Here is a 21,530-nt window from a genome sequence, read left to right on the forward strand (position 1 = left end):
GTAATTAGGGGTTGTTATTTTGGAAAACAGAGTCTTGCCATTAGATAGCTTACTGTTGATTCCGCTCCCTGATTGAGATTAACGTTTTTCTCTTCAAGGCCGTCATAACATCCACCTGTTGCAGGGTTATAAATAATCTGATGTAAGTGATTTTTTCCTAAAAACCAACTAAAAGCATTCCTCATCATCTGCAGGTATTTTTCATCCTTAAAAACCTTATAGAATGTAGATAAGGCCAGTATGGTATAAGCAACATCAATAGGCTGTTCACCACCAATTGATTCATGGCTTTTAACCGTTTCTTTCTGAAGCCATCCTTTGTTGGATATTACTTTGATGCCTCCTTTAATAAATATTTTCGAAAGCAAAAATTTGAATGATTCATTAGCAACTTGCTTATACATTTCGTCTTTGGTCGTAATCCATGCATACAATAAAGCCTCAGGGAGAACACTGTTTCCATAGGTAAGATAGCTTTCAAACCAATGCCAGTCTCTGTGTTTTTCATGCTGATACATTTTTACCAGTCGATTGGCCAGTTTTTTCAATAATGGAATATTGTTTTCAGAGTTTTGATAATGCAATCCTTTTATGATAAAAGCCATTGCTCGGGTAGAATGGATGTTCTCAATAGGTGAAAGACTTTTTTCAATGATAGACTCTGCTTCATCTGAAAACTGTTGCGGTAAGATTGTTTTTATTGAAAGAAGATACCCTAGTGCCCAGATAGCTCTTCCATTGGAATCTTCAAGATTGGTCTCATAATTCTGCTGTATAAATTCCTTATGTTGGTTTATATAATTGAGGAAGCTTCCATCCGGCTGCTGGCAAAACTTAATAAGCCTTAGATAAGTTAAGATTAAATCAAGGTCAGATTCATCTCTGCTCAGTTCATAATGTCTGCAGGCTACAATCATAGCACGGGCATTATCGTCCAAAGTATACCCGGAATTGATATCAGGTTTGTTGATTTTAGAAAACTGGATCATTCCAAAATCTGTTGTCATATTTTTGATATGGCTAAGATTGATGATGGGGAATGTATAATGTAATATCATGTTGTCTTTGCTGTATTGTTGAAATAATAGGGCGTGTGAAATAGATGAATTCTCCCAGGCTGTGGGAGCCATTTTTTCCAAACTATTTGAACGTAATTTTTCCTGTGTGTTTTCATTTTTCAGTAATGTATTCACAGCAGTAGCGAGTTGTTTCGGAGTTTCAAAATCAATAATAATTCCCAGATCTTCATTTAATACTTCTAGGGCATGTGGAATAGGAGTAGAAACAATAGGACATCCACAACTAATAGCATAGGAAAAGGTGCCACTCACCGCCTGGTGTCTGTCTTTTGAAGTGAAAAGATAGATATTGGTAAGCTGAAGATATTCTAACAACTCATCTAAAGGCAGATATTGATTGATAAAGTAAGTATGCTTTTCCAAATGGAGTCTTTTAATTGTGTCCTGCAAAAAATCACGGTATTTTTCACCTTCATACTTAATGACACCAGGGTGCGTTTTTCCAATAATCAAAAATATTACATCCGGATTTTGAGCAATGATTTCAGGTAGAGCTTCTAAAGTGGTTTCAATATTTTTACCAGAACCCAATAAGCCAAATGTTGAAAGTACCTTTTTATCTTTAAATCCGTATTTCGTTTTCAGTGAAATTTTATCGATAAATGGTAACAGGTGAGTACCATGGGGGATTACTTTAATTTTATCAGATGGAATATCATAATCAGTAGAAAGGATGTCCGCAGAAATACCTGTCATCACAATAATAGATTTGCAGAAACTGCTGATTTCTTTTACTTTTTCTTTTAACTCCCAGTCCGGTTTTGGCAAAACGGTGTGAAAAGTAATGATGACGTCTTTCTCTAAGTTTTGAAGAAAAAGCAGCAATCCGTTTTTGGCCTCAGTGAAAAATCCAAACTCATGCTGAAGCATAACCAGTTGAATCCTTTCATTTTTGTTAATTTTATCAGCCAGCTCCAAATAAGAAATAGCATCGGATGTATTTAAGCGATATTCAGGATTTTCTTCATATAGATGATGCTCCTCTTCAGTTTCCATTGGACAGATGATTATGTTAAATGATTCATTGAACTTGATCTGAAGAGATTTTACTAAATCCTGACAATAAGTTGCAATACCACACACCTTTGGAGGAAAAGTACTTATAAAGATAATTTCTGGTTTATGATTAATTGTGTTTTTTCTATTTTGGACAGATCGTCTTTTTGTCTTTTCCTCCACGTCTGATTTTATATTTTTATTCATGTTGATATCTATTTTAAAGTATGATATTCTCTATAGAATAGTCAGTTATGATGTATACTGTAGTAATTCCTTCAGTAATTCCGGGATATTTAAAGAAGCAACAGCAATTCTTTTATCTGCAGCTCCGTAGTAAATATGGAGTGTATCTCCTTCTGCAATGGCTCCGGTAGGGAAACAGACATTGTTCACTTCTCCCTTCTGTTCCCATTCTTCTTCGGGTTTGAAAAGAGGGTAAGGAAGCCTTGAAATTTCTTTTTCGGGAGTATTAAGATCCAGTAAAGCAGCACATGCACTGTAAACATATCCTTCAATAGTATCATGTACGCCATGGTATATCAAAAGCCACCCATGCTCGGTTTCTATAGGGGGACATCCTCCGCCAATGTAGCTTACTTCATGCTCATACAGGGGAGATAATATAATATGATCTTTAAAGTAAAGGAAATAATCTTTCCAGAAATCAGGATTCAGATCTTCAATGTTTTTTATACCTACAATTTGAATATCGGGTCTTATGCGATGAAGAAAATAAAGCTTACCGTTAATCCTTCTTGGGAAAAATATCACATTTTTATCCCACAGGAAGACATCTTTATCCTTTGTAAGAGTAGGGGGGAGTTTGTTGAAACGTCTGTACTTTTCTGCTATTTCACCTTGGGATTCTGATAAAAATCTAAACTTGTTGTATGGAATTTTGGGAACAATTATGCCCTTTTTTTGCCATGACGTAAGATCCTCCGATACAGCAAGTGTTCCCAGTGCATTAATCCCGTCATAACTGGTATAGGTAAGATAAAACAAATGATCGATTTTTACGATTCTTGGATCTTCAACACCATGTTTTTCGTATTCAAACTCGGGGATGATAACCGGCTTGCTCAACCGGGTTTCTATTGTCTTATAATCTGATAGTATACAGTATCCGATACTGGAGAAATTATTCTTTGCAAGAGCCCTGTAAAATAAATGTATTTTTCCGTTATCCTTAACAACTGCGGGGTTTAAAACACCTTCACTCTCAAAGTCTAAAGTCGTTTTTCTGAGTATAATTCCGTCTTTTTTCAGGGATACCATTTAGTTGCCGGTATTTTGGGCTTCGTTTTCCCTGTCTCTTCGTTTATTCATTTTTTCCTCCCGTTTCTCTTTTGCGGATTTTGCGGGTGGAGTTTTATCTGACTTCTTTCTTCCGTCTTTTTCTTTTGACATTGTGAAATATTTTTTGTTACCTGTAAATTTCAATCATTAAAAAAGGAAAGCTTTGCAATTGTCTTTCAATTTGTTGTATAAATCATAGATATTTCCGATTTAATAGAGTAACTTTGAGTAAATATCTGTTAATGAAATGATTGGCAGTATAAATAGTAAGGGGGGATGAAGTTGTATATAAAATATATGGTAAGTTTGCGCTGCAAAATGGTTGTTCATCAGGAATTGGAAAGGCTGGGCATTAAAAATGCTATTGTAGATTTGGGAACTGTAGAATTATTGGATGATATCAGCGTTGAACTAAGACAAATTCTAAAAGAAAACTTACTTAAAACAGGGCTTGAGATATTAGATGACAAAAAAAGCATCCTGATAGAGAAAATAAAAAATGTAGTCATAGAAATGATTCATTATTCAGATGCACTCCCAAAAGAAAACTTCTCAGATTATATAAGTGAAAAATTAGGATATGATTATACCTACCTTGCGAACACCTTTTCTGAAGTGAAAGGAATGACCCTGCAACATTTTATCATTATTAACAAAGTAGAAAAGGTGAAAGAATTATTGTTGTATGATGAACTCAATCTTACAGAAATCTCCTATAAACTCAATTACAGTAGTGTGGCCCATCTCTCTAACCAGTTTAAAAAGATTACAGGTCTTTCCCCTTCATTTTATAAACAGTTGAAACAAAGACGTCTTGGAAACCTGGAAGACTTATAAAAGGTGTGATATATGTAAGATTATCCCGGATATATACAGTATAATATATTCTTAAACAGTCATCTTTGTATCATAATAATCAGGAATTTATCAGATCCATTAAAGTTTATATCATCATAAATAGTACAATTTTTGACAGGAAAATATAGTGCGCAGTTGGAAATATTCATTATGCAAAATGCTGTTCTCCGATATTTTATAACATCGCAGTAGTAAATAAAGACTAGGAAAAGCGAATTATACACCATGATAAAATTAATAGGCTTAAGGATTCTCAATTTTAATAATGAGCATATTAAAATCCCGATAAAACAGTAGATCTGTTTTCAGAAGGTTTTAATTAATTAAGGATAGGAACCTATGGTTTCTGTCCTTTTTAACCATATTGATGTACAATAAATTTCATCAACTGAATCCACAAAAAGAAATCTGTTTGAATATTAATGAGTAAACAGCGTTTTTATATATAAACAGACTTTTCTTATTATTACCCTAATGCCAGAAATAATGAAAACAATACATCTTTTTCAGTTTAAGAATTCCATTTCCCGAAAGCTTCCTTTTTTTAAGGAAGAATGTAGATTAGATAATTTAAATGATTTAATGGTCTATGACCTAATGAACACCGAAAAAGTGACCGAGTTCATTATTGAGGTTCATGATGATTTTATTTTTGAAGATATGACCAGAGAAAATCTTTTGTCAATGTGCGGAAATGCAAAGGAAATGATTGAGCATTATTTTGTAACAACAATGAATGATTATGACGTTATCTGAACATTAGCTTCAGTAGTGTAAAAAGCTTTTTAGATTAACATTAAACATTAGATGCCATGAATTTTCAGCAAAGTTTACTTGATTATATCACTCATTACAATGAATGAAACAGTATCTATAGCAGAAGCGTAATTTCGGGATTGTGTGTAGTAGATGTGAGAAAAAAGTTGATATGTCTAAATTGATTGATCAGCCGATGGAGAGCATTGGAAATATTGCCAAACTCTATACAGAAGAAAATAGTATAACAAAAAGGAAAATAATGGATTCGACTTTTCCTGAAAAATTTGAATTTGGCGGAGATATTAGTCAAATAATTAGAGGTTAATATTTTATTATCATATATCTTGCAGATAAACAGTAATTTAGGAGCATGAAAAAACCGGAGAAAAAGTGAATTATCACCTTTCTCCGGTCTTGTACCCAGGACCGGGATCGAACCGGTACTCCTAAGAACTGGTGTTTGAGACCAGCGCGTCTACCAATTCCGCCACCTGGGCTTGATGTTGAGTTCAAACATGATGTTTGTTTCAAATTGGTGTGCAAATATAGGAACTTTTTTCAATGTTCAAAAGCTTTTTGAAGAAAAATTTTTAAAAGCTGAGTTCCAAACCATCGTAGGCAAGGTGTATTCCGGCTGGAAGCTGCTTGTCTTCAATATTATGCAGCCCTAAATGATGGCTGATATGTGTTAAAAATAATTTTTTCGGTTTTAGCTCTTCAAACAGTTTGATGACGTCCGGAAGAATAAAATGGGCAGGATGGGGGTCAAATTTTCTGATACAGTTTAATATCAGGACATCCAGATTCTTCAGCTTTTCCTTTTCTGTTTCAGAAATGAATCCGGCATCTGTAATGTAGGCAAGGTTTTTAAATTTGTATCCAAATACGGTAATTTTATAGTGGATCACTTCTACGGGAGTGATTTCTGTGTCCAGTACGTGAAAAGGTTTGTTTTCAATTTCATGAAGTTCAAAAGCGGGCGCACCGGGATACCTTACATCTGCAAAAGCGTAAGGAAACCTGTTTTTAATTTCGTGAGCGACTCTTGAATAGCAGTAGAGAGGAACATCTTTTCCACTCTTAAAAATCAATGGCCGCATATCATCAAGCCCGATTACGTGGTCATTATGCTCATGAGTAATCAACGCAATATCTACGGTATGTTCTTGGTTGGTAAGCATTTGCTGCCTGAAGTCCGGACCGCAGTCGATCAATATTTTTTTATTTTCCTCCGTAGTCACCATCACGGAAGAACGTAAACGTTTGTCTTTGGTATTTTCAGAAGTACACACTTCACATGTACAGCCTATAACGGGTACACCTTGAGAAGTACCGGTTCCTAAAAATTTCAACTTCATTTTGTTTTGAGGTTGGTTTAATTTTGGTAAATTTACAAAAAATTTCATGTCCTAATGTATCAGAAACTAACTCCTAAACAAAAAGCATTAACAATTAATCTAGATCCTACTATTTATGGTACTTTCGCAGAAATTGGAGCAGGGCAGGAGACTGTTCGCCACTTTTTTAGAGCAGGAGGAGCTTCCGGTACGATTGCTAAAGCGATGTCTGCGTATGACAAAGATTTTAGTGATGCCATCTACGGAAAGGAAGTAAAAAATAGATACGTTACCCAAAACAGGCTTCGCAAAATGCTTCGATATGAAGTAGCTTTGATTGAAGAAAGAATTTCAAGAGATAATAATCCTGATAGAAAATTTTTTTCTTATGCCAATACGGTAACAACCATCAATTTTGACAAGACTGTAAAAGGCCATGGCTGGGTAGGAATTCGTTTTCAGACCAAAGAAAATGAAGATTACAATGAAATCGTGATTCACGTAAAATTCAAAGAAAATGATGCTACCCTTCAGCAGGAAACCTTAGGGAATCTTGGGGTAAATCTTATTTTCGGGGCTTTCAATTACTTTGACAACCCAAGAACTTTAGTAGAATCTTTATACGATGATGTTGCAAAAGACAACCTGGAAATTGATATGATTGATTTCAGCGGACCTGCTTTTGCCTATGTTGATAACAGACTGATGTCTCTTCAGCTGGTGAAAAATGGAATGACCGATGCGGTGATTTTCAATTCTCAGGGCAGTAATATGCTTCCGGCAGATGTATTGTACAAAAAAAATATTTTCGCAGTAAGAGGAAGTTTCAGACCGGTAACGAAAGTAAACATTGATATGCTTAAAAATGGGATGGATATGTTTTTCAAAGACGCTATCTGCACCCATGAAGAAACAGAAGTTCTAATCGAAATCACTATTTCCAATCTGAGAGCAGATGGAGATATTGACGAAAGAGATTTCCTTGATAGAGTAGATATTCTTGGTAAACTGGGCTATACTGTTATTATTTCAAACTTCTCTGAATATTACAGACTGATCGATTATTTCGCATCTTATACAAGTGGAGATATTGGTGTAGCGATGGGAGTAAACAACCTTTTGATGGTATTTGATGAAAAATACTATAAAGATATGTCAGGAGGAATCCTTGAAGCATTCGGGAAATTTTTCAGAAACGGAATGAGAGTATATCTTTATCCATATAAAGATCCTGAAACTCACCAGTTGCTGGATTCTTCAAACCTGAAAGTAGAAGAAAACCTGAAAGAACTCTATAAATATTTCAAACACAACAATCGTATTGTAGATATTACGAACTATAATCCGGAGTTTCTGGAAATCTACTCAAGAGAAATTTTGAGAAAAATAGCATGTTGTGTGAAAGGCTGGGAAAGCCAGGTTCCGGAAGGTGTAGCAGAAATGATTAAAGAGCGTGGAATGTTCGGATATAAAGAAGAACTTTCCCTAAAACAATTCTCTTAAAAAAATATATACAATGTCAGAATTAAAGAAAAGACTTTCCTCAATTCTTGAAAGTCCTAAACATAATACAGAAGAAAAACTTGAAAAAGTTTGCCACTTGTTGGATCAGGAAATTTCTTATTTCAACTGGACGGGTTTCTATTTCAAAAACGGAGATAAGGAAGAATTGATTTTAGGTCCTTATGTAGGAGCACCAACAGATCATACCATTATTCCTTACGGTAAAGGAATTTGCGGACAGGTTGCGGTTTCCAATGAAACATTTGTAGTTCCTGATGTAAATGAAGAAAGCAATTATTTAAGCTGCTCTATTGATACAAAAGCAGAAATTGTAGTTCCTATCTTTAAAGACGGAAAAAACATCGGCCAGATTGATATTGATTCTCATAAGGTAGACCCTTTCACTAATGAAGACCGTGAATTATTAGAATGGCTTTGTAACGAAGTTTCTAAGGTTTTATAGTAGAATTTCAATACGAATACAATATAGACTCCGGCTTTTATAGTTGGAGTTTTTTATGAGTATAACCGGAAATTCCTAGTTTATTATTCAGAAATTATGGATTATAAGTGGTAATGACAAACATGATTAAAGGTCCGTCTCCTGTATTTTCAATAGAATGATAACCTATAGAACTGATGGCTGTAATATCTCCTTTCTTAATAACTTTCTTTCGTATGGATCCCTCAAGTCCGGTTCTTTCACGGTATTCTCCGGTTCCGTGAATGACCACGTACAGTTCCTGCTCATTTCTTTGGTTGTGCGTATGAAACCCGGATTCATCACCTTTATTCAGTAAAACCATATACGCTGCAAGGCGATTATTAGCTAATTCCTTCTGATCAAACATCTGTAGCATATATACAGTTCCTTTTCCACCGTACATATTCTCACGTTTATCCATTTGTGTGATGGCTCGTTCATTCTTTTCAAAAGCCATTACATAAAGATTGATGTATTTTGAAACTTCCTGAATAACGTGATCAAATTCTGCTCCTTCAGATAATATAAATGTATCAGACATGTGAGTTTAAAGTTTAATGTTTTAGAGTTTAAAGTTAATGGTCAAAAAAATTAGCTTTGCTGCATCAGGTGAATTTCAGCCAATAATTCTTTAAAGTAATTCTCACATTTTGCAATATGAGTTCCATACCAGGAAAATGCTTCACCATCTACAATCATGATTTTTTTATCAGGGTAAAAAGCCTGCAGTTCTTCAATATGTTTTTCTTTAAAGGGAAATGGTTCGGAAGAAAGCATGATGACCTCTGCATCTGCAAGATCTTCAGTAGTAATCTGAGGATAGCGGGTTTTATCTTTGAAAATATTCTCAAAGCCAATTTCTGATAAAATCCTATGAATAAATGTATCTGAACCAATGGTCATATAAGGATTCTTCCAGATAAGATAAGCCGCTTTCAGAGGTGTTTCCAGCTTGGCCTGATTTAGTATTTCATATATTTTAAGATTAAAAAGCTGGGCTCTCTCTTCCTTTCCGAAAAGTTGTCCGAGATTTTTAAGCAGATAATAATTGTCCTCAATCGTTTCAACATTCGTCACCGTTACTTTAAAGTCATCCATTAAAGCTTCTACCTGGTCTTTTACATTCTCTTCCTTATTGGCAAGAATAAGATCCGGCTGTAATGCTTTTATTTTCTCGATATTGATATTCTTGGTTCCACCGATTATGGGTACATTTTTTATTTTATCCTGAGGATGAATGCAGAATTTTGTTCTCCCGATAACTTCATTTTCGGTGAGTCCAAGGTCAAATAAAGCCTCAGTAATTGAAGGTACAAGTGAAACGATTTTCATATTGGCATGTTAGATGATGCCTAAAATTACAAAAGTTTTCCGGTTAAGAAAAGTCCGGCTACGGTAAAATAGATAATAAGTCCCGTCACATCTACCAATGTTGCTACAAACGGAGCCGAAGAAGTAGCTGGGTCAAGGTTTAATTTCTTTAAGACAAACGGGATCATAGAACCGGATAGCGTTCCCCACAACACAATGGCAATTAATGAAACTGAAACACTTAATCCAACGTAAGCCCAGTACTGACCATAATCAAAAAGACCAATCTGCTGCCAAAGCATGATTCTTATAAATCCTATAACTCCCAAAATTGCCCCAAGACATAATCCGGAGATAATTTCTTTTTTCATGACATACCACCAGTCTTTAAGACTGATCTCCTGAAGCGCCATTGCACGGATAATTAATGTTGCTGCCTGCGATCCGGAGTTTCCTCCACTGGAAATAATCAACGGAACAAATAGAGCAAGAACAACAGCTTTTTCAATTTCTTTATCAAAATATCCCATTGCAGAAGCTGTCAGCATTTCCGAAACAAATAAAATGATCAGCCAGGTTGCTCTTTTTTTGATCATTTCAGTCCAGGAGGTCTGGATGTAAGGAAGATCCAATGCTTCCAATCCCCCGAATTTCTGAATATCTTCCGTATTCTGCTGTTCAATCTGATCGAGAATATCGTCAATTGTTACAATTCCTACCAGAACACCGGCTTCTGTAATGATTGGAAGAGCACCACGGTCATACTTTTCAAAATAAGTTACTGCATCTTCTTTGGAAGTTGTAGTGGTAATCGCCACGAAATGATTGTCTGTGATATCAGAAACCAGTGTATCTTCCTCTTCCAACAGCAAAGTTCCGATAGCAAGGTCATCAATCAGGCGGTTTCTTTCATCCACCACATACAGGTAGTTCATGGTTTCCACTCTTTTTCCTACCTTTTTGATCTGCTGAAGACATCTCTTTACTGTCCATTCCTTACGGATCTGAATATAATAAGGCGTCATCAGACGGGCAATAGAGTCTGAATTGTATCCAAGAAGTTTTAAAGCAATTCTTCTTTCCTGAGGGTTAAGATGATTGATAGAATATTTGATAAGCTCATCCGGAAAATCCTCGAAAAGAGCAGTTCTGTCATCCGGAGTCATTGCATTCAGGATCTCAGAAACTTCATCGCTTCCGATACTTCTGATGGTATCTTCCTGAAAATCAGGATCAAGGTGTGAAAAAACCTCTGCTTTGTATTCTTTCGGAACCTTCAGGAACGCGAGCAGTCTCTCATCAGCAGGAAGTTCGCTGAGAGTTTCGGCAATATCGGCAGGGTTGAAGATAAGTTCGTCTCTAGAATTCAAAACGTGAAATTTTTTGGATATGCAAAAATAATTCAAATTTTTAAGACTGAGCAATAAAGTGGCAAAATTAAGGATTAATTAAAGTTTATCACTTCAGTATAAGGCCAAAAAAAAACACCCGCCGAAGCGAATGTTAAAAAATTAAATTTAAATTCCAATATTCTTTAAATTGGTTCACATTCCGAGGTAGGGATGTATGTGCAGACAGCATTTGTACAGCACTGGTAGGGGCCGCAATCTGAGTTGTCCCCACACTTTTTTATTCCGCTTCCTTTAATATTTTTTTGCTGCAGCCTGTTGAGCTTCTTAAGATTTGAATTTTTCATGGTAATCAAATATAGTAAGATTAAGGCTCTATCGGACAGTCATGATCCCAACATTCTCCGTTACAGCAATATCCCACAGAACATGGTCTTGTTATACTGCATCTGAAGGGGCCGATGCCGCCGTTGATCTCTTTAGCAGCTTGTCTGCTGAGTTTCTTTAAGTTTTTCATATGGTTTAGATTTAATGTTAAACTAAAATAGTAAATATTTTCATATTATTCATTTGGTGGTGAAAATATTTTACTATAAATCAAGATTTTGTTTAATTTTTAAATAAAAAACACCTACAAGTGCAGGTGTCTGTAATGATCATATATTATTCCAGGGGACATGGATTCACAACACAGATGTTATGACAGCACGAACCGCCCGGACATTCGTAATGTTCTGTACATTTTTTGAAAGGTCCGCTCCCTTTGATTTCCTTTTGTACTTGTCTGCTGAGTTTTTTTAGATTTTTCATGATATTTTATTTTATGTGAGTTAGTTAAGTTTTTTATATTCTATTCAAGACAGATGAACGGTGAACAAATGCCATAGCAGCAATATCCTACAGTACACGGGTTACTGTCACTGCATCTTTCAATAGATCCTCCATTGATTTGCTTTGCTTTTTCTCTACTGAGTTTCTTTAGATTTTTCATAGGGTTTAGATTTTAATATTGAACTAAAATAGTAAAAAATATTTAATAATTCCTTATTTGGTGAAAATATTTAATTGTTAATCAGTTATTTATGATGTGTTTAAACTAAAAAGCACCTGTTTCATAGGCGTGAACAAGTGCTTTATTTAACATGAAAATATTTATAATTCAGGGCATGGATACACTACACATACTCTGTGACAGCATGATCCACCCGGACATTCAAAAGAATATTGACATTTCTGAAGACGTATGATACTTCCTGAGATTTCTTTCTGACTGTTTCTGTTCAGTCTTTTTAAATTTAAATTTTTCATAATAATTTAGATTTAAGATCAAACTAAACTAATGAAAGCATTCAAAGTATTGATATACATGTAGACATTCTGCAGGATAAAGGCTATGAAAGAATTATGAATTATGAATTATGAATTATGAATTATTCTGATACGGCTAATTGATCTGAAGTGTAAAAATTCACGATTGACTTGCGAAGCAAAATTGACCATTGATTATCAAAGGTCTTATATTCCAACTTTAAACTCAAAGCACTGCTTCCGTTGACTTCAGCTTTCTCAGCTTTTTTATGATTCCTTTTATAGCTCCTTCGGTTCCTATTTTAACAGAGTTTACTGTTGAACCCAGCAGGCGCATATTTTTTCGGTAAGTATCATAGTCTGTTTCCGTGACAAGATTTCCGTCAGAACCAAAAAGTTTCATGCTGACAACTACCTGATTGGAGAAAACATATTTTCCTAAGCCTACTTTGAAATACCGTACTTTGGAAACAATCGCAAAATCAGCATCGTTATTGAGGCAGTAATCTGCGATGGTCTGTTTATCTATGCTGTCAAAGGGAACCTGAACTTCCGCCCGGAGCATTTTATTTCTTCTGCTGCTGAAATTATCGGAAACAGCGTCAAAGAATGCATTGTTGGTGGGATCTTTTATCTCATCAACATCAGGCTCTACTTCAGGATTGAAGTACAGAACTTTTTTTATTTTGTCATCAGCCGTTTTCTGAGCTTTTACCGAAGTAATGCCGATGAATAAAAAAGTTGTAATTGCCGTAAAGAATATAATTTTTTTCATTTGTAATTCGAATGCAAAATTACTGCCTTTTCGTTGGATTGCATAAAATTTATTAAGAAATTTTTAACATTTTTTTCTATCAAATTTGATTTATGAAATCAATAATGTTTGCAGAATCAAAAAATAGTCGTAATTTTGCACCCGTTACATAATAATCATTAAACAATATTGGAATGTACTTAACAACAGACAAAAAGCAGGAAATTTTCGCAAAACACGGAAAATCTGCACAAGACACAGGAAGTGCTGAAGGACAAATCGCTCTTTTCACTTTCAGAATCAACCACTTATCTCAGCACTTAAAGGCTAACCGTCATGATTTCAACACAGAGAGATCTCTAGTGAAATTGGTAGGTAAGAGAAAAAGTTTACTAGATTACCTTAAAAACAAAGATATCGCAAGATATAGAGCAATTATTGCTGAACTAGGTTTAAGAAAATAATCTATAAAGATTTTCAAAATAAAAAGCAACTTCGAAAGAGGTTGCTTTTTTATTTTATATTACTGTGACTCTTTAACCACAAAAGGGACAAAGCTTTTTAGAAACTATTAAATGTTTGAGAAGAGCACTTAAGTTTTTTTAAAGTCTTTGATTTTCATGTGATATAAAGAGTATTTAGATTCCTACGGAATGACACAATTCAAATGGAGTTGTATTCATGCAATTTGTCATTCCGTAGGAATCCAGCTTTTATTATTCATAAAAAAGATGACAACTTAAGCCAATAGCACAACTGAAGGTGCACTAATTCCCATCCTCCGGAGGGGTGGCGAAAATTCAAAGAATTTTTGAAGGGGTGGTTAATTGCTATCTTTTCCAATCTTCCCCAAATGCGTATTCTGAAAACTGTCCGAATACTTCAATCCATAGCCCATAATTCTGTCAAAAGCTGAATGAGAAAATAAAATGGCTCCGGCCATTTGCAGATAGGGTAGAGATAGAGCTGTTCCGGCAAAATAAACAAGGATCGCTACTCCAAAGTGATGGAAGAGATTATAGAAAAATGCTCCAACTTTGGTATTCACCGTATACCCCAGCATTGAAATGTCCGGAGCAAGAAATAGCCCTGCAAACCACCACCATGAATATCCCGTTAGGGCAAAAGCATAGATTCCTAATAACAGAAATGCTGCGTATTCAAGCTTTAATTGTATTTTCATATCATATTGTTAATCTATTAGATAAGTTCCTGTTTATTACAAAAAGTTACATTTTAAGATCAAAAAAAGAAAGCGGAACACCTTTGAGATATTCCGCTTATACATTTTGATATGATTGATTTTAATGACCGGATTTAGCTTCGGTATTCTCTACATGACCAAGATACTTGGTACAGTAAGCCCCGAAGATAAGAATAACCAGATAACAGAATACAGGAATGATGAATGAATGCTGTACGCCAAACTGATCTGCAAGATATCCCTGGAAAATAGGAACTATAGCCCCACCTAAAATAGCCATTACAACCAGTGAAGATCCCTGGCTGGTATATTTCCCCAGTCCTGAGATTGCCAGTGTATAAATATTCGAGAACATAATAGAGTTGAAAATTCCGATTCCTAGAATACTGTACATTGCCAGTTCTCCATGATTGACCATAGCAGAAATCAGTAATACAACATTGATCGCTGCAAAGATGGATAATGTTCTTGCCGGAGCCGATTTACCCACGAAAAAGGCAATGAAATTAAGAACGATAAATACAAGGAAAAAGCTGATCTGAGAGAAGGTAAGGTTCACAATACTAAAGATAACAAGGAAAACTGCTCCTGCTGCCCCAAGCATATAAACAGCCTTTTTACTCTGGCTTAAAGATTGGTTCAAAGAAATAGCCCCAAGAAAACGGCCGATCATGGCTCCGCCCCAATACAGGGAAAGGTAGTTTTTGCTGATAATTTCATTAAATCCCATAATCTGTGGCTGCTCAAGGAAACTGATAATAAAACTTCCTACAGCAACTTCTCCGCCTACATAGCAGAACATTGCAAATACTCCGAATTTCAGGTGGCTGAATTCAAGAGCTCCCCAGCCTTTTATCACTTCTTCTTCACCCATCTGGAATGAAGGAAGTTTAACTCTTGAAATCAACAGAGCTACCAATAAAAGAATTCCTGCGAAAATAAGGTAAGGGATTCTCGTTGCTACCGCACTGAATGACCCATCCGGAGAAGAGAAAAATTCAAAAATAAGATGGCCTCCAAGCACAGGAGCAATCGTAGTTCCGAATGCATTGAATGCCTGTGTCATATTCAGCCGGCTGGAAGCAGATTCTTCACTCCCCAGTAACGAAACATACGCATTGGCAGTAATCTGCAGTACCGTAAAACCAAGTCCCAAAATAAACAAAGCTCCCAAAAACAATGGATAATACGAGAAAGTAGCTGCCGGATAAAACAGGACACAGCCAAAAGCTGCCAGAAAAATTCCGAACAGAATTCCTTTTTTGTACCCTAATTTATTGATAGGATCTCCTTTTGTGATCGAGATCAGGAAATAAATCAGCGATCCGATAAAGTAAGCCCCGAAAAAACAGAACTGTACCAGCATGGATTCGAAAAAGGTAAGATTGAAAAGTTGCTTCAGATAAGGGATCAGGATGTCATTCATACAGGTGATGAATCCCCACATAAAAAACAACAGGGTGATGGTAATCAACGGAACCGTATAATTCCTGCTTTGCGATTGTACTTCTTTATTAATCATAAACATTTATTTATCTGTATAAGGATAAGTCCTTAACTTTTTTTTGCCTACAGCATTGCATTTTTTGAAGTAAGGCAAATATAGGGATCAACCTATGTTTCTGCAATAATTTTAATGGTTTTTATAATGAAATGTATACTTCTTTTCAATTTAGAATATTATTTCCATTTTTTGAGACAATAATACAAAAACAACAGCATTTTTCAATGCATTATCTTCAGAAAAATGCATTGAAATAATGAATAAGTTGAGATTACAGCTATAAATTTTGAATCTTTCATCAACTGATAGCCAATTTTTTGTATTTTGACAGCCTATTTATGCAATTGAAAAATTTAATATTTCATTATTATATAGTACCTTTGCACACGAAATTTAAAGAGTTTAAATATTAATTCATACTCAATACGGAGTATTAAGAAGACAAATTTATGAGTATACCTCAAGCGTTTACAGAAATGATTACTCTTGCAGATGGCAGAGAAATCACTATTGAAACAGGGAAATTGGCCAAGCAGGCTGATGGATCTGTGGTAGTAAAAATGGGTGGAACAATGCTTTTAGCAACTGTTGTAGCCAATAAAGAAGCAAATCCTGGTGTAGATTTTTTACCATTAACAGTTGATTATAGAGAAAAATTCTATGCAGGTGGAAGAATTCCTGGAAATTTCTTCCGTAGAGAAGCAAGACCTTCTGATCAGGAAATTTTAACGATGCGTTTGGTGGACAGAGTTTTACGTCCGCTTTTCCCTGAAGATTTCCACGCTGAAGTTCAGGTGATGATTTCATTAATTTCTTATGACGGAAAAACAATTCCTGATGATTTAGCAGGTTTGGCAGCTTCTGCAGCGATTGCTATTACAGATATTCCTTTCAACGGACCAATGTCTGAAGTAAGAGTTGTAAGATTTGATGGAGTGCTTTCTGTTAACCCAAGTTATGAAGAACTGAAAAATTCTGAGCTTGATATCATGGTGGGAGCTACTAAAGATTCCATCGTAATGGTAGAAGGTGAAATGAAAGAAATTTCTGAGCAGGAAATGTTGGAAGCTATTAATTTTGGTCATGCTGAAATTAAAAAACAAATCGAAGCTCAGGAGAGATTAGCAGAAAAAGTAGGAAAAGCTTTCCCTAAGAGAGAATATTCTCACGAAAATCACGACGAAGAAATTCGTGAAAAAGTATGGAAAGAAACTTATGATAAAGTATATGAAGTAGCAAGAACTCCATCTGGAAAAGAGGAGAGAGGAGAGAAATTCAAAGCAGTTCGTGAAGAATTTTTAGCTCAATATGCTGAAAATGCAGAAGAATTGGAAAGAGTAACACCTTTCGTAAAAGTATATTATCATGATGTAGAGAAAGAAGCAATGCGTCAGATGATCCTTGAAGACAATATCCGTCTTGATGGTCGTGATCCTCAAACGATCCGTCCTATCTGGTCAGAAATTGACTACCTTCCGGGAGCTCACGGTTCTGCAGTGTTTACAAGAGGTGAAACTCAGTCTTTAACAGCCGTAACTTTAGGTTCTGTGAAAGATGCAAACATGGTAGATAGTGTTATTTCTCAGCACGACGAAAAATTCTTCTTACATTATAACTTCCCTCCGTTTTCTACAGGTGAAGCAAGACCTTTAAGAGGAACTTCAAGAAGAGAAGTAGGACACGGAAACCTTGCTCAAAGAGCATTACAGGCAGTTATTCCTGAAGAAAATCCATATACCATCAGAATTGTTTCTGATATCTTAGAATCAAACGGTTCATCTTCAATGGCAACAGTTTGTGCAGGAACACTGGCACTAATGGATGCCGGGGTAAAGATTACAAAACCTGTTTCAGGTATTGCAATGGGATTGATCACGGATGCAAAATCAGGTAAATTCACTGTACTTTCTGATATCTTAGGAGATGAAGATCACCTTGGAGATATGGACTTCAAAGTAACAGGTACTGCAGACGGTATCACTGCTTGTCAGATGGATATCAAAATTCAGGGACTTTCTATGGATATCATGGAAAAAGCTTTGATGCAGGCAAGAGACGGAAGATTACACATCTTAAATAAAATCACTGAAACAATCTCTGAACCAAGAGCAGACGTGAAGCCTCACGCTCCGAAAATGGTAGTAATGGAAATCTCTAAAGACTTCATTGGTGCTGTAATCGGGCCTGGAGGAAAGATCATTCAGCAGATGCAGAAAGATACGGATACCGTTATTGCTATTGAAGAAGTAGGGGAGATTGGACGTATCGAAATTGCAGGAACAGACAGAGAGAAAATCAATGCTGCTGTTGCTAAGATCAATGAAATTACTTTCGTACCGGTTGTAGGAGAAGTTTACAATGGTAAAGTAGTGAAAGTAATGGACTTCGGTGCATTTGTGGCGATTGCTAAAGGAACAGAAGGACTTCTTCACATTTCTGAAATTGAATGGGCTCGTCTTGACAAAGTTCCTTATGCTGAAGGTGATGAAGTAGAAGTGAAGTTCATGGGTTACGATGACCGTAAGAAAATGAAACTTTCAAGAAAAGTTCTTTTACCAAGACCTCCAAGACCTGAAGGACAGGGGAGACCAGAAGGGCAAAGAAGACCGGAAGGACAAGGAAGACCTGAGGGACAAAGAAGACCAGAAGGACAAAAGCCACAAGGTGAAAGACCAGTGGAAAACGAAACTCCTTCTAACGAAGCTTAATAAGATTCATTCTTACATATAAAAAATCCCTCAATTTTGAGGGATTTTTGCTTTTTATGTCATTGCGAAATGCAAAGCATTGAAGCAATCTCACTTTTTAAAATTCAGAGATTGTTTAGCTTGCAATGACTGTGGTTATTAACTTCCAATTCTCTGTTTCAAATCCTCAGCGCCTCCTGTTTTTCTGGGCTGCCCGTTTTTGGAAGATCCGAAATTGTAGGCGTAAGAAAGTGTCACCACACGGGTATCTCTTTTTACTGCGAAGTTTTCGAGATAATCATTATAAACAGTTTGCCCTTTTATATTGCTTGTAAAGAACATATCGGTGAAGGCCAGCTTCAGGGTGCTATTGTTTTTGAATTTCTTTTGCGCTCCGATATTCAGATACCAGTTAGGACTCACATTCAGATAAGCGTAAATTTCTCTTGCTTTGTAATTTCCGGTAAGTTCGGCAGTGAAACCATTGCCTAATTTGAAGGAATTAATACTGTTGATGCTAAACGTGAAATTTCCTTTGTTATTGATCTGTGTTCCTGAAACATTCCCGGTATATGATCCATAGTAGAAATTAGCACTGTTGTTCATATCCCACCATTTGGTCACCTTTACAGGAGCAATAAGATTTAATCCGAAATAAGATACAGAACTCAGGTTTTCAATGGTCTGTACCGTTACCACCTGTCCGTTTTCTACCACAGGTTTAAGGATATCTGTGATATTATTAGAGGTCTTACTATAGCTTAATGTTGCAAAATATTTGTTGCTCAAGCTGTAAGTCAGTTCATAATTCATCGTGGTCTGTGCATTCAGATCAGGATTTCCTGCCTTAAGCGTGGTGGGATCAAGATAAAACTTAAACGGATTCAGCTGGTTGTAGCTCGGTCTTGTGATTCTTCTGCTGAAATTAACTTCAAGGTTACTTTTATCTGTCAGATCATAAGAAAAGACGGCACTTGGAAACAATTGTGTGTAATTTCTTTTGTTAATTTGATTCGTGGTAAGCTGGGTTCCTTTTACATTGGTGTTTTCCATTCTTAGTCCGGCAGTCGCTTTGAACTTTTCCCATTTTTTAGAGACATTTCCATAGACCGCATTAATATTTTCTTCGTAAATAAAATGATTGGTTTTGGAAAGATCAGGGATCAGAATTCCGGAACTCGCATTGAAAAACTTCAGATCATTGTCTGTTTTTACAAAGCTGGTTTTAATTCCCGTTTCCAGCTTCCATTCATGGTTAAAATTCTTGGTAAGATCAGACTTTAAAGAATAAATGTTCAGTTTTCCATCCATATCACCTTTTATAATATCCAGATTATCTGTTCCGCTGGCTATTTCATGTGTTTGGGTATCAAAACTTTGCAGCGAAGAATTTGCATAATTAATGTAATCGAAATCAGTAGAGATTTCAGAGCCTAAAGAATCAATCGTGTATTTATGGTTAAGATTGAATGAAAGATTGGTCCAGCGGTCATTCGATCTGTTGACGGTGGTGAATGAGCTTTCAGGAAGATGATTGCTGCCCAGTGTCACATTGGAATTATCTCCATTCACATTGAATTTGTTTGAAACCAGCCCTACAGAAAAGCCAAGCACATTTTTATCATTCAGATAGTAATCCATTCCCGCTTTGGCAACATGGCTGTTGAATTTGAATTTCAGATAATTATCCTGTACATATGCTTTTTTGAAATTGTTGGCTTCATAGAAATTCCTGTCCAGGACCAGACCGTTGTAAGCTTCCCTGTAGGCAAAGCTGTAATTTCCGAAAATATTGATTTTCTTATTTCGGTGGTTAATACTGAAACTGTTATTATTCTTCACATATTTACCCGTTCCCAATGACGTGGAAACACTTCCGTTGGTTCCTTTTCTCTGTTCCTTTTTAAGCTTAATATTAATGATTGCAGATCCTGCTGCATCATATTTGGAAGATGGGTTGGTAATGAATTCTATCTTTTCAATCGTAGAGGATGGAATTCCCTTAAGGTAATTGGCAAGGTCACTTCCCGTCATTGGTGTATTTTTGCCGTCAATCTGAATCAGAAGATTTCCTTTTCCGCGAAGGCTTATATTATCATTATTGTCAATACTCACTCCCGGAGCTTTTTCCAATACTTCAAAAGCGGAATTTCCGGTGCTGGCAATGCTGTTTTCAACATTCATAATCATCTTTCCGTCCTGTCTTTCAATAAGAGGTTTGGTTTTGGTGATCGTTACACCTTCAATAGATTTTATATTCAGGTCTATGGAAGGTAGAGTCGTATTTTCGGCCAATGAAATATTTTCTGAATGATAGACTTCAGTACCGTTTCTATTGATCTTTACCTGATAAGTTCCTTGTTTTAAATCATTAAAATTAAACTTACCATTACCATCAGCAATTTCTGTTTTGATTAACTGATGATCTGCATTAAAGAGATTGATCTCCATCTGCTCAGCTTTGCCGGATTGTATATTTCCGGACAATGAAAAACTCTGTGCAGCCTGTTGGGCAGAATATCTGCTGCTGAACAAGATCAGTATACAGATAAATATAAATGAGAGTATTCTGGTCATAGTGTTTTACTTTTTAGGGTTAAGACAGTTTTCTGAAATTTTCAGTAAAGCTGAATACATGACTTCCAGTTCCTCATTTTTAATACCCTTCAAAGCCGTTTTACGGTTCTTCTCCACGATATTCTGAACCTCTCTGATCACTTTTACTCCGGAATCTGTTACTTCCAGATTGGTTTTTCGGCGGTCTTCAGGATGAACATGTCTTGTAATGTATTCGGATTTTACCATTAAATCAATAATCCTCGTGACAGAAGCATTATCTTTGAAAACAAGATCACCAATCTCATTCTGGGTAATTCCCGGGTTTTCCAGAATCGCTTTGATGATAAGCCACTGATCAATCGTGATCGTATAGCCATGCGCTTTCAGCTGCCGCTGTGCATAGTTTCTGTAGGCTCTGATTGCTTTGTCTATGTTGTAGAATATAATTGAATTTAACTTTTCCATATTTCAGAATTTAAAATGACTTATCAATTATTGATATATCAACTAATTGGTAGAATCCCTTTTTATTTTGT

Annotated in this window: 23 protein-coding genes and 1 tRNA gene; 7 read left to right on the forward strand and 17 right to left on the reverse strand. The window is 35.8% G+C overall.

Annotation, left to right across the window (positions count from 1 at the left end; translation table 11 throughout):
- Window positions 1-14: 14 nt before the first annotated feature.
- From ACTJIP_RS06345 to ACTJIP_RS06355, 3 genes are read right to left on the reverse strand one after another with little or no spacing between them, the layout of a single operon-like run.
- Window positions 15-2,282, reverse strand: coding sequence for a glycosyltransferase (locus tag ACTJIP_RS06345; RefSeq protein ID WP_410493596.1), 2,268 nt, complete (start codon window positions 2,280-2,282; stop codon window positions 15-17).
- A gap of 45 nt (window positions 2,283-2,327) precedes the next feature.
- A complete protein-coding gene (locus ACTJIP_RS06350) occupies window positions 2,328-3,356 on the reverse strand; it encodes a pesticidal protein Cry7Aa (RefSeq protein WP_440704261.1) in 1,029 nt (342 codons plus the stop codon).
- A complete protein-coding gene (locus ACTJIP_RS06355) occupies window positions 3,357-3,488 on the reverse strand; it encodes a hypothetical protein (RefSeq protein ID WP_440704262.1) in 132 nt (43 codons plus the stop codon).
- Window positions 3,489-3,653: 165 nt separating this feature from the next.
- On the opposite strand from ACTJIP_RS06355, the gene ACTJIP_RS06360 reads away from it, so the two are divergent.
- The 3 genes from ACTJIP_RS06360 to ACTJIP_RS06370 all read left to right on the forward strand — a co-directional run bounded on the left by ACTJIP_RS06360 (window position 3,654) and on the right by ACTJIP_RS06370 (window position 5,319).
- The gene (locus tag ACTJIP_RS06360) at window positions 3,654-4,214 is read left to right on the forward strand and encodes a helix-turn-helix domain-containing protein (protein ID WP_198424141.1); all 561 of its coding nucleotides are present in this window, start codon (window positions 3,654-3,656) and stop codon (window positions 4,212-4,214) included.
- 507 nt (window positions 4,215-4,721) lie between these two features.
- Window positions 4,722-4,991, forward strand: coding sequence for a heme oxygenase (locus tag ACTJIP_RS06365; RefSeq protein ID WP_077415898.1), 270 nt, complete (start codon window positions 4,722-4,724; stop codon window positions 4,989-4,991).
- A gap of 172 nt (window positions 4,992-5,163) precedes the next feature.
- Window positions 5,164-5,319 carry a hypothetical protein gene (locus ACTJIP_RS06370; protein ID WP_175627218.1) on the forward strand — a complete coding sequence of 52 codons (156 nt, stop codon included), beginning with the start codon at window positions 5,164-5,166 and terminating at the stop codon, window positions 5,317-5,319.
- 92 nt (window positions 5,320-5,411) lie between these two features.
- Here ACTJIP_RS06370 and ACTJIP_RS06375 read toward each other — a convergent pair.
- A tRNA-Leu gene (locus ACTJIP_RS06375) sits at window positions 5,412-5,491 on the reverse strand.
- Window positions 5,492-5,584: 93 nt separating this feature from the next.
- Window positions 5,585-6,352 (reverse strand): MBL fold metallo-hydrolase, encoded by a 768-nt coding sequence (locus ACTJIP_RS06380; protein WP_440704263.1) that lies wholly within the window; start codon window positions 6,350-6,352, stop codon window positions 5,585-5,587.
- 54 nt (window positions 6,353-6,406) lie between these two features.
- Here ACTJIP_RS06380 and ACTJIP_RS06385 point away from each other — a divergent pair, with 54 nt between their 5' ends.
- Together ACTJIP_RS06385 and ACTJIP_RS06390 are read left to right on the forward strand one after the other, a co-directional pair.
- Window positions 6,407-7,834 (forward strand): nicotinate-nucleotide adenylyltransferase, encoded by a 1,428-nt coding sequence (locus ACTJIP_RS06385; protein WP_077415524.1) that lies wholly within the window; start codon window positions 6,407-6,409, stop codon window positions 7,832-7,834.
- 13 nt (window positions 7,835-7,847) lie between these two features.
- Window positions 7,848-8,297 (forward strand): GAF domain-containing protein, encoded by a 450-nt coding sequence (locus ACTJIP_RS06390; protein ID WP_047381126.1) that lies wholly within the window; start codon window positions 7,848-7,850, stop codon window positions 8,295-8,297.
- A gap of 94 nt (window positions 8,298-8,391) precedes the next feature.
- Here the strand turns inward: ACTJIP_RS06390 and ACTJIP_RS06395 are convergent, their stop codons facing one another.
- The 8 genes from ACTJIP_RS06395 to ACTJIP_RS06430 form a co-directional block, all read right to left on the reverse strand.
- The gene (locus ACTJIP_RS06395) at window positions 8,392-8,859 is read right to left on the reverse strand and encodes a cupin domain-containing protein (RefSeq protein WP_077415522.1); all 468 of its coding nucleotides are present in this window, start codon (window positions 8,857-8,859) and stop codon (window positions 8,392-8,394) included.
- 50 nt (window positions 8,860-8,909) lie between these two features.
- The gene (locus tag ACTJIP_RS06400) at window positions 8,910-9,650 is read right to left on the reverse strand and encodes an ABC transporter substrate-binding protein (protein WP_077415521.1); all 741 of its coding nucleotides are present in this window, start codon (window positions 9,648-9,650) and stop codon (window positions 8,910-8,912) included.
- Window positions 9,651-9,676: 26 nt separating this feature from the next.
- Complete coding sequence (gene mgtE / locus ACTJIP_RS06405) at window positions 9,677-10,999, reverse strand: magnesium transporter (protein ID WP_077415519.1); 1,323 nt, start codon at window positions 10,997-10,999, stop codon at window positions 9,677-9,679.
- Between the two features lie 346 nt (window positions 11,000-11,345).
- Window positions 11,346-11,495 carry a bacteriocin-like protein gene (locus ACTJIP_RS06410; protein WP_156121080.1) on the reverse strand — a complete coding sequence of 50 codons (150 nt, stop codon included), beginning with the start codon at window positions 11,493-11,495 and terminating at the stop codon, window positions 11,346-11,348.
- 146 nt (window positions 11,496-11,641) lie between these two features.
- A complete protein-coding gene (locus ACTJIP_RS06415) occupies window positions 11,642-11,788 on the reverse strand; it encodes a bacteriocin-like protein (protein ID WP_172625734.1) in 147 nt (48 codons plus the stop codon).
- A 40-nt stretch (window positions 11,789-11,828) separates the two neighbouring features.
- The gene (locus ACTJIP_RS06420; RefSeq protein WP_175627217.1) at window positions 11,829-11,969 is read right to left on the reverse strand and encodes a bacteriocin-like protein; all 141 of its coding nucleotides are present in this window, start codon (window positions 11,967-11,969) and stop codon (window positions 11,829-11,831) included.
- Window positions 11,970-12,130: 161 nt separating this feature from the next.
- Window positions 12,131-12,286, reverse strand: a complete 156-nt coding sequence (locus ACTJIP_RS06425; RefSeq protein WP_180565413.1) for a hypothetical protein — start codon at window positions 12,284-12,286, stop codon at window positions 12,131-12,133.
- Window positions 12,287-12,512: 226 nt separating this feature from the next.
- A complete protein-coding gene (locus tag ACTJIP_RS06430) occupies window positions 12,513-13,061 on the reverse strand; it encodes a pyruvate decarboxylase (RefSeq protein ID WP_077415517.1) in 549 nt (182 codons plus the stop codon).
- Between the two features lie 173 nt (window positions 13,062-13,234).
- On the opposite strand from ACTJIP_RS06430, the gene rpsO reads away from it, so the two are divergent.
- A complete protein-coding gene (gene rpsO, locus ACTJIP_RS06435) occupies window positions 13,235-13,504 on the forward strand; it encodes a 30S ribosomal protein S15 (protein ID WP_034692246.1) in 270 nt (89 codons plus the stop codon).
- 359 nt (window positions 13,505-13,863) lie between these two features.
- Here rpsO and ACTJIP_RS06440 read toward each other — a convergent pair whose 3' ends face one another.
- The gene (locus ACTJIP_RS06440) at window positions 13,864-14,223 is read right to left on the reverse strand and encodes a DUF4260 domain-containing protein (RefSeq protein WP_077415515.1); all 360 of its coding nucleotides are present in this window, start codon (window positions 14,221-14,223) and stop codon (window positions 13,864-13,866) included.
- Window positions 14,224-14,344: 121 nt separating this feature from the next.
- On the reverse strand, window positions 14,345-15,766 hold the full coding sequence (locus tag ACTJIP_RS06445) for a sugar MFS transporter (protein WP_077415513.1): 1,422 nt from the start codon (window positions 15,764-15,766) through the stop codon (window positions 14,345-14,347).
- Between the two features lie 431 nt (window positions 15,767-16,197).
- On the opposite strand from ACTJIP_RS06445, the gene ACTJIP_RS06450 reads away from it, so the two are divergent.
- Window positions 16,198-18,456 carry a polyribonucleotide nucleotidyltransferase gene (locus ACTJIP_RS06450; protein ID WP_077415511.1) on the forward strand — a complete coding sequence of 753 codons (2,259 nt, stop codon included), beginning with the start codon at window positions 16,198-16,200 and terminating at the stop codon, window positions 18,454-18,456.
- Window positions 18,457-18,594: 138 nt separating this feature from the next.
- On the opposite strand, the gene ACTJIP_RS06455 is transcribed toward ACTJIP_RS06450, so the two are convergent.
- Both ACTJIP_RS06455 and ACTJIP_RS06460 read right to left on the reverse strand, forming a co-directional pair.
- On the reverse strand, window positions 18,595-21,012 hold the full coding sequence (locus ACTJIP_RS06455) for a TonB-dependent receptor domain-containing protein (protein WP_440704264.1): 2,418 nt from the start codon (window positions 21,010-21,012) through the stop codon (window positions 18,595-18,597).
- A 6-nt stretch (window positions 21,013-21,018) separates the two neighbouring features.
- Window positions 21,019-21,459, reverse strand: a complete 441-nt coding sequence (locus tag ACTJIP_RS06460; RefSeq protein ID WP_047381143.1) for a MarR family winged helix-turn-helix transcriptional regulator — start codon at window positions 21,457-21,459, stop codon at window positions 21,019-21,021.
- Window positions 21,460-21,530: the final 71 nt, after the last annotated feature.

It is taken from the genome of Chryseobacterium sp. 22543, assembly GCF_052044565.1.
In the GTDB taxonomy this organism is placed as follows: Bacteria; Bacteroidota; Bacteroidia; order Flavobacteriales; family Weeksellaceae; genus Chryseobacterium.

Excerpts from the sequence above, each read along its gene's own strand:
- ACTJIP_RS06345 (WP_410493596.1), bottom strand. The coding sequence starts at position 2,282 with ATGAATAAAAATATAAAATCAGACGTGGAGGAAAAGACAAAAAGACGA.
- ACTJIP_RS06350 (WP_440704261.1), bottom strand. The coding sequence starts at position 3,356 with ATGGTATCCCTGAAAAAAGACGGAATTATACTCAGAAAAACGACTTTA.
- ACTJIP_RS06355 (WP_440704262.1), bottom strand. The coding sequence starts at position 3,488 with ATGTCAAAAGAAAAAGACGGAAGAAAGAAGTCAGATAAAACTCCACCC.
- ACTJIP_RS06360 (WP_198424141.1), top strand. The coding sequence starts at position 3,654 with ATGAAGTTGTATATAAAATATATGGTAAGTTTGCGCTGCAAAATGGTT.
- ACTJIP_RS06365 (WP_077415898.1), top strand. The coding sequence starts at position 4,722 with ATGAAAACAATACATCTTTTTCAGTTTAAGAATTCCATTTCCCGAAAG.
- ACTJIP_RS06370 (WP_175627218.1), top strand. The coding sequence starts at position 5,164 with ATGTCTAAATTGATTGATCAGCCGATGGAGAGCATTGGAAATATTGCC.
- ACTJIP_RS06380 (WP_440704263.1), bottom strand. The coding sequence starts at position 6,352 with ATGAAGTTGAAATTTTTAGGAACCGGTACTTCTCAAGGTGTACCCGTT.
- ACTJIP_RS06385 (WP_077415524.1), top strand. The coding sequence starts at position 6,407 with ATGTATCAGAAACTAACTCCTAAACAAAAAGCATTAACAATTAATCTA.
- ACTJIP_RS06390 (WP_047381126.1), top strand. The coding sequence starts at position 7,848 with ATGTCAGAATTAAAGAAAAGACTTTCCTCAATTCTTGAAAGTCCTAAA.
- ACTJIP_RS06395 (WP_077415522.1), bottom strand. The coding sequence starts at position 8,859 with ATGTCTGATACATTTATATTATCTGAAGGAGCAGAATTTGATCACGTT.
- ACTJIP_RS06400 (WP_077415521.1), bottom strand. The coding sequence starts at position 9,650 with ATGAAAATCGTTTCACTTGTACCTTCAATTACTGAGGCTTTATTTGAC.
- ACTJIP_RS06410 (WP_156121080.1), bottom strand. The coding sequence starts at position 11,495 with ATGAAAAACTTAAAGAAACTCAGCAGACAAGCTGCTAAAGAGATCAAC.
- ACTJIP_RS06415 (WP_172625734.1), bottom strand. The coding sequence starts at position 11,788 with ATGAAAAATCTAAAAAAACTCAGCAGACAAGTACAAAAGGAAATCAAA.
- ACTJIP_RS06420 (WP_175627217.1), bottom strand. The coding sequence starts at position 11,969 with ATGAAAAATCTAAAGAAACTCAGTAGAGAAAAAGCAAAGCAAATCAAT.
- ACTJIP_RS06425 (WP_180565413.1), bottom strand. The coding sequence starts at position 12,286 with ATGAAAAATTTAAATTTAAAAAGACTGAACAGAAACAGTCAGAAAGAA.
- ACTJIP_RS06430 (WP_077415517.1), bottom strand. The coding sequence starts at position 13,061 with ATGAAAAAAATTATATTCTTTACGGCAATTACAACTTTTTTATTCATC.
- rpsO (WP_034692246.1), top strand. The coding sequence starts at position 13,235 with ATGTACTTAACAACAGACAAAAAGCAGGAAATTTTCGCAAAACACGGA.
- ACTJIP_RS06440 (WP_077415515.1), bottom strand. The coding sequence starts at position 14,223 with ATGAAAATACAATTAAAGCTTGAATACGCAGCATTTCTGTTATTAGGA.
- ACTJIP_RS06445 (WP_077415513.1), bottom strand. The coding sequence starts at position 15,766 with ATGATTAATAAAGAAGTACAATCGCAAAGCAGGAATTATACGGTTCCG.
- ACTJIP_RS06450 (WP_077415511.1), top strand. The coding sequence starts at position 16,198 with ATGAGTATACCTCAAGCGTTTACAGAAATGATTACTCTTGCAGATGGC.
- ACTJIP_RS06455 (WP_440704264.1), bottom strand. The coding sequence starts at position 21,012 with ATGACCAGAATACTCTCATTTATATTTATCTGTATACTGATCTTGTTC.
- ACTJIP_RS06460 (WP_047381143.1), bottom strand. The coding sequence starts at position 21,459 with ATGGAAAAGTTAAATTCAATTATATTCTACAACATAGACAAAGCAATC.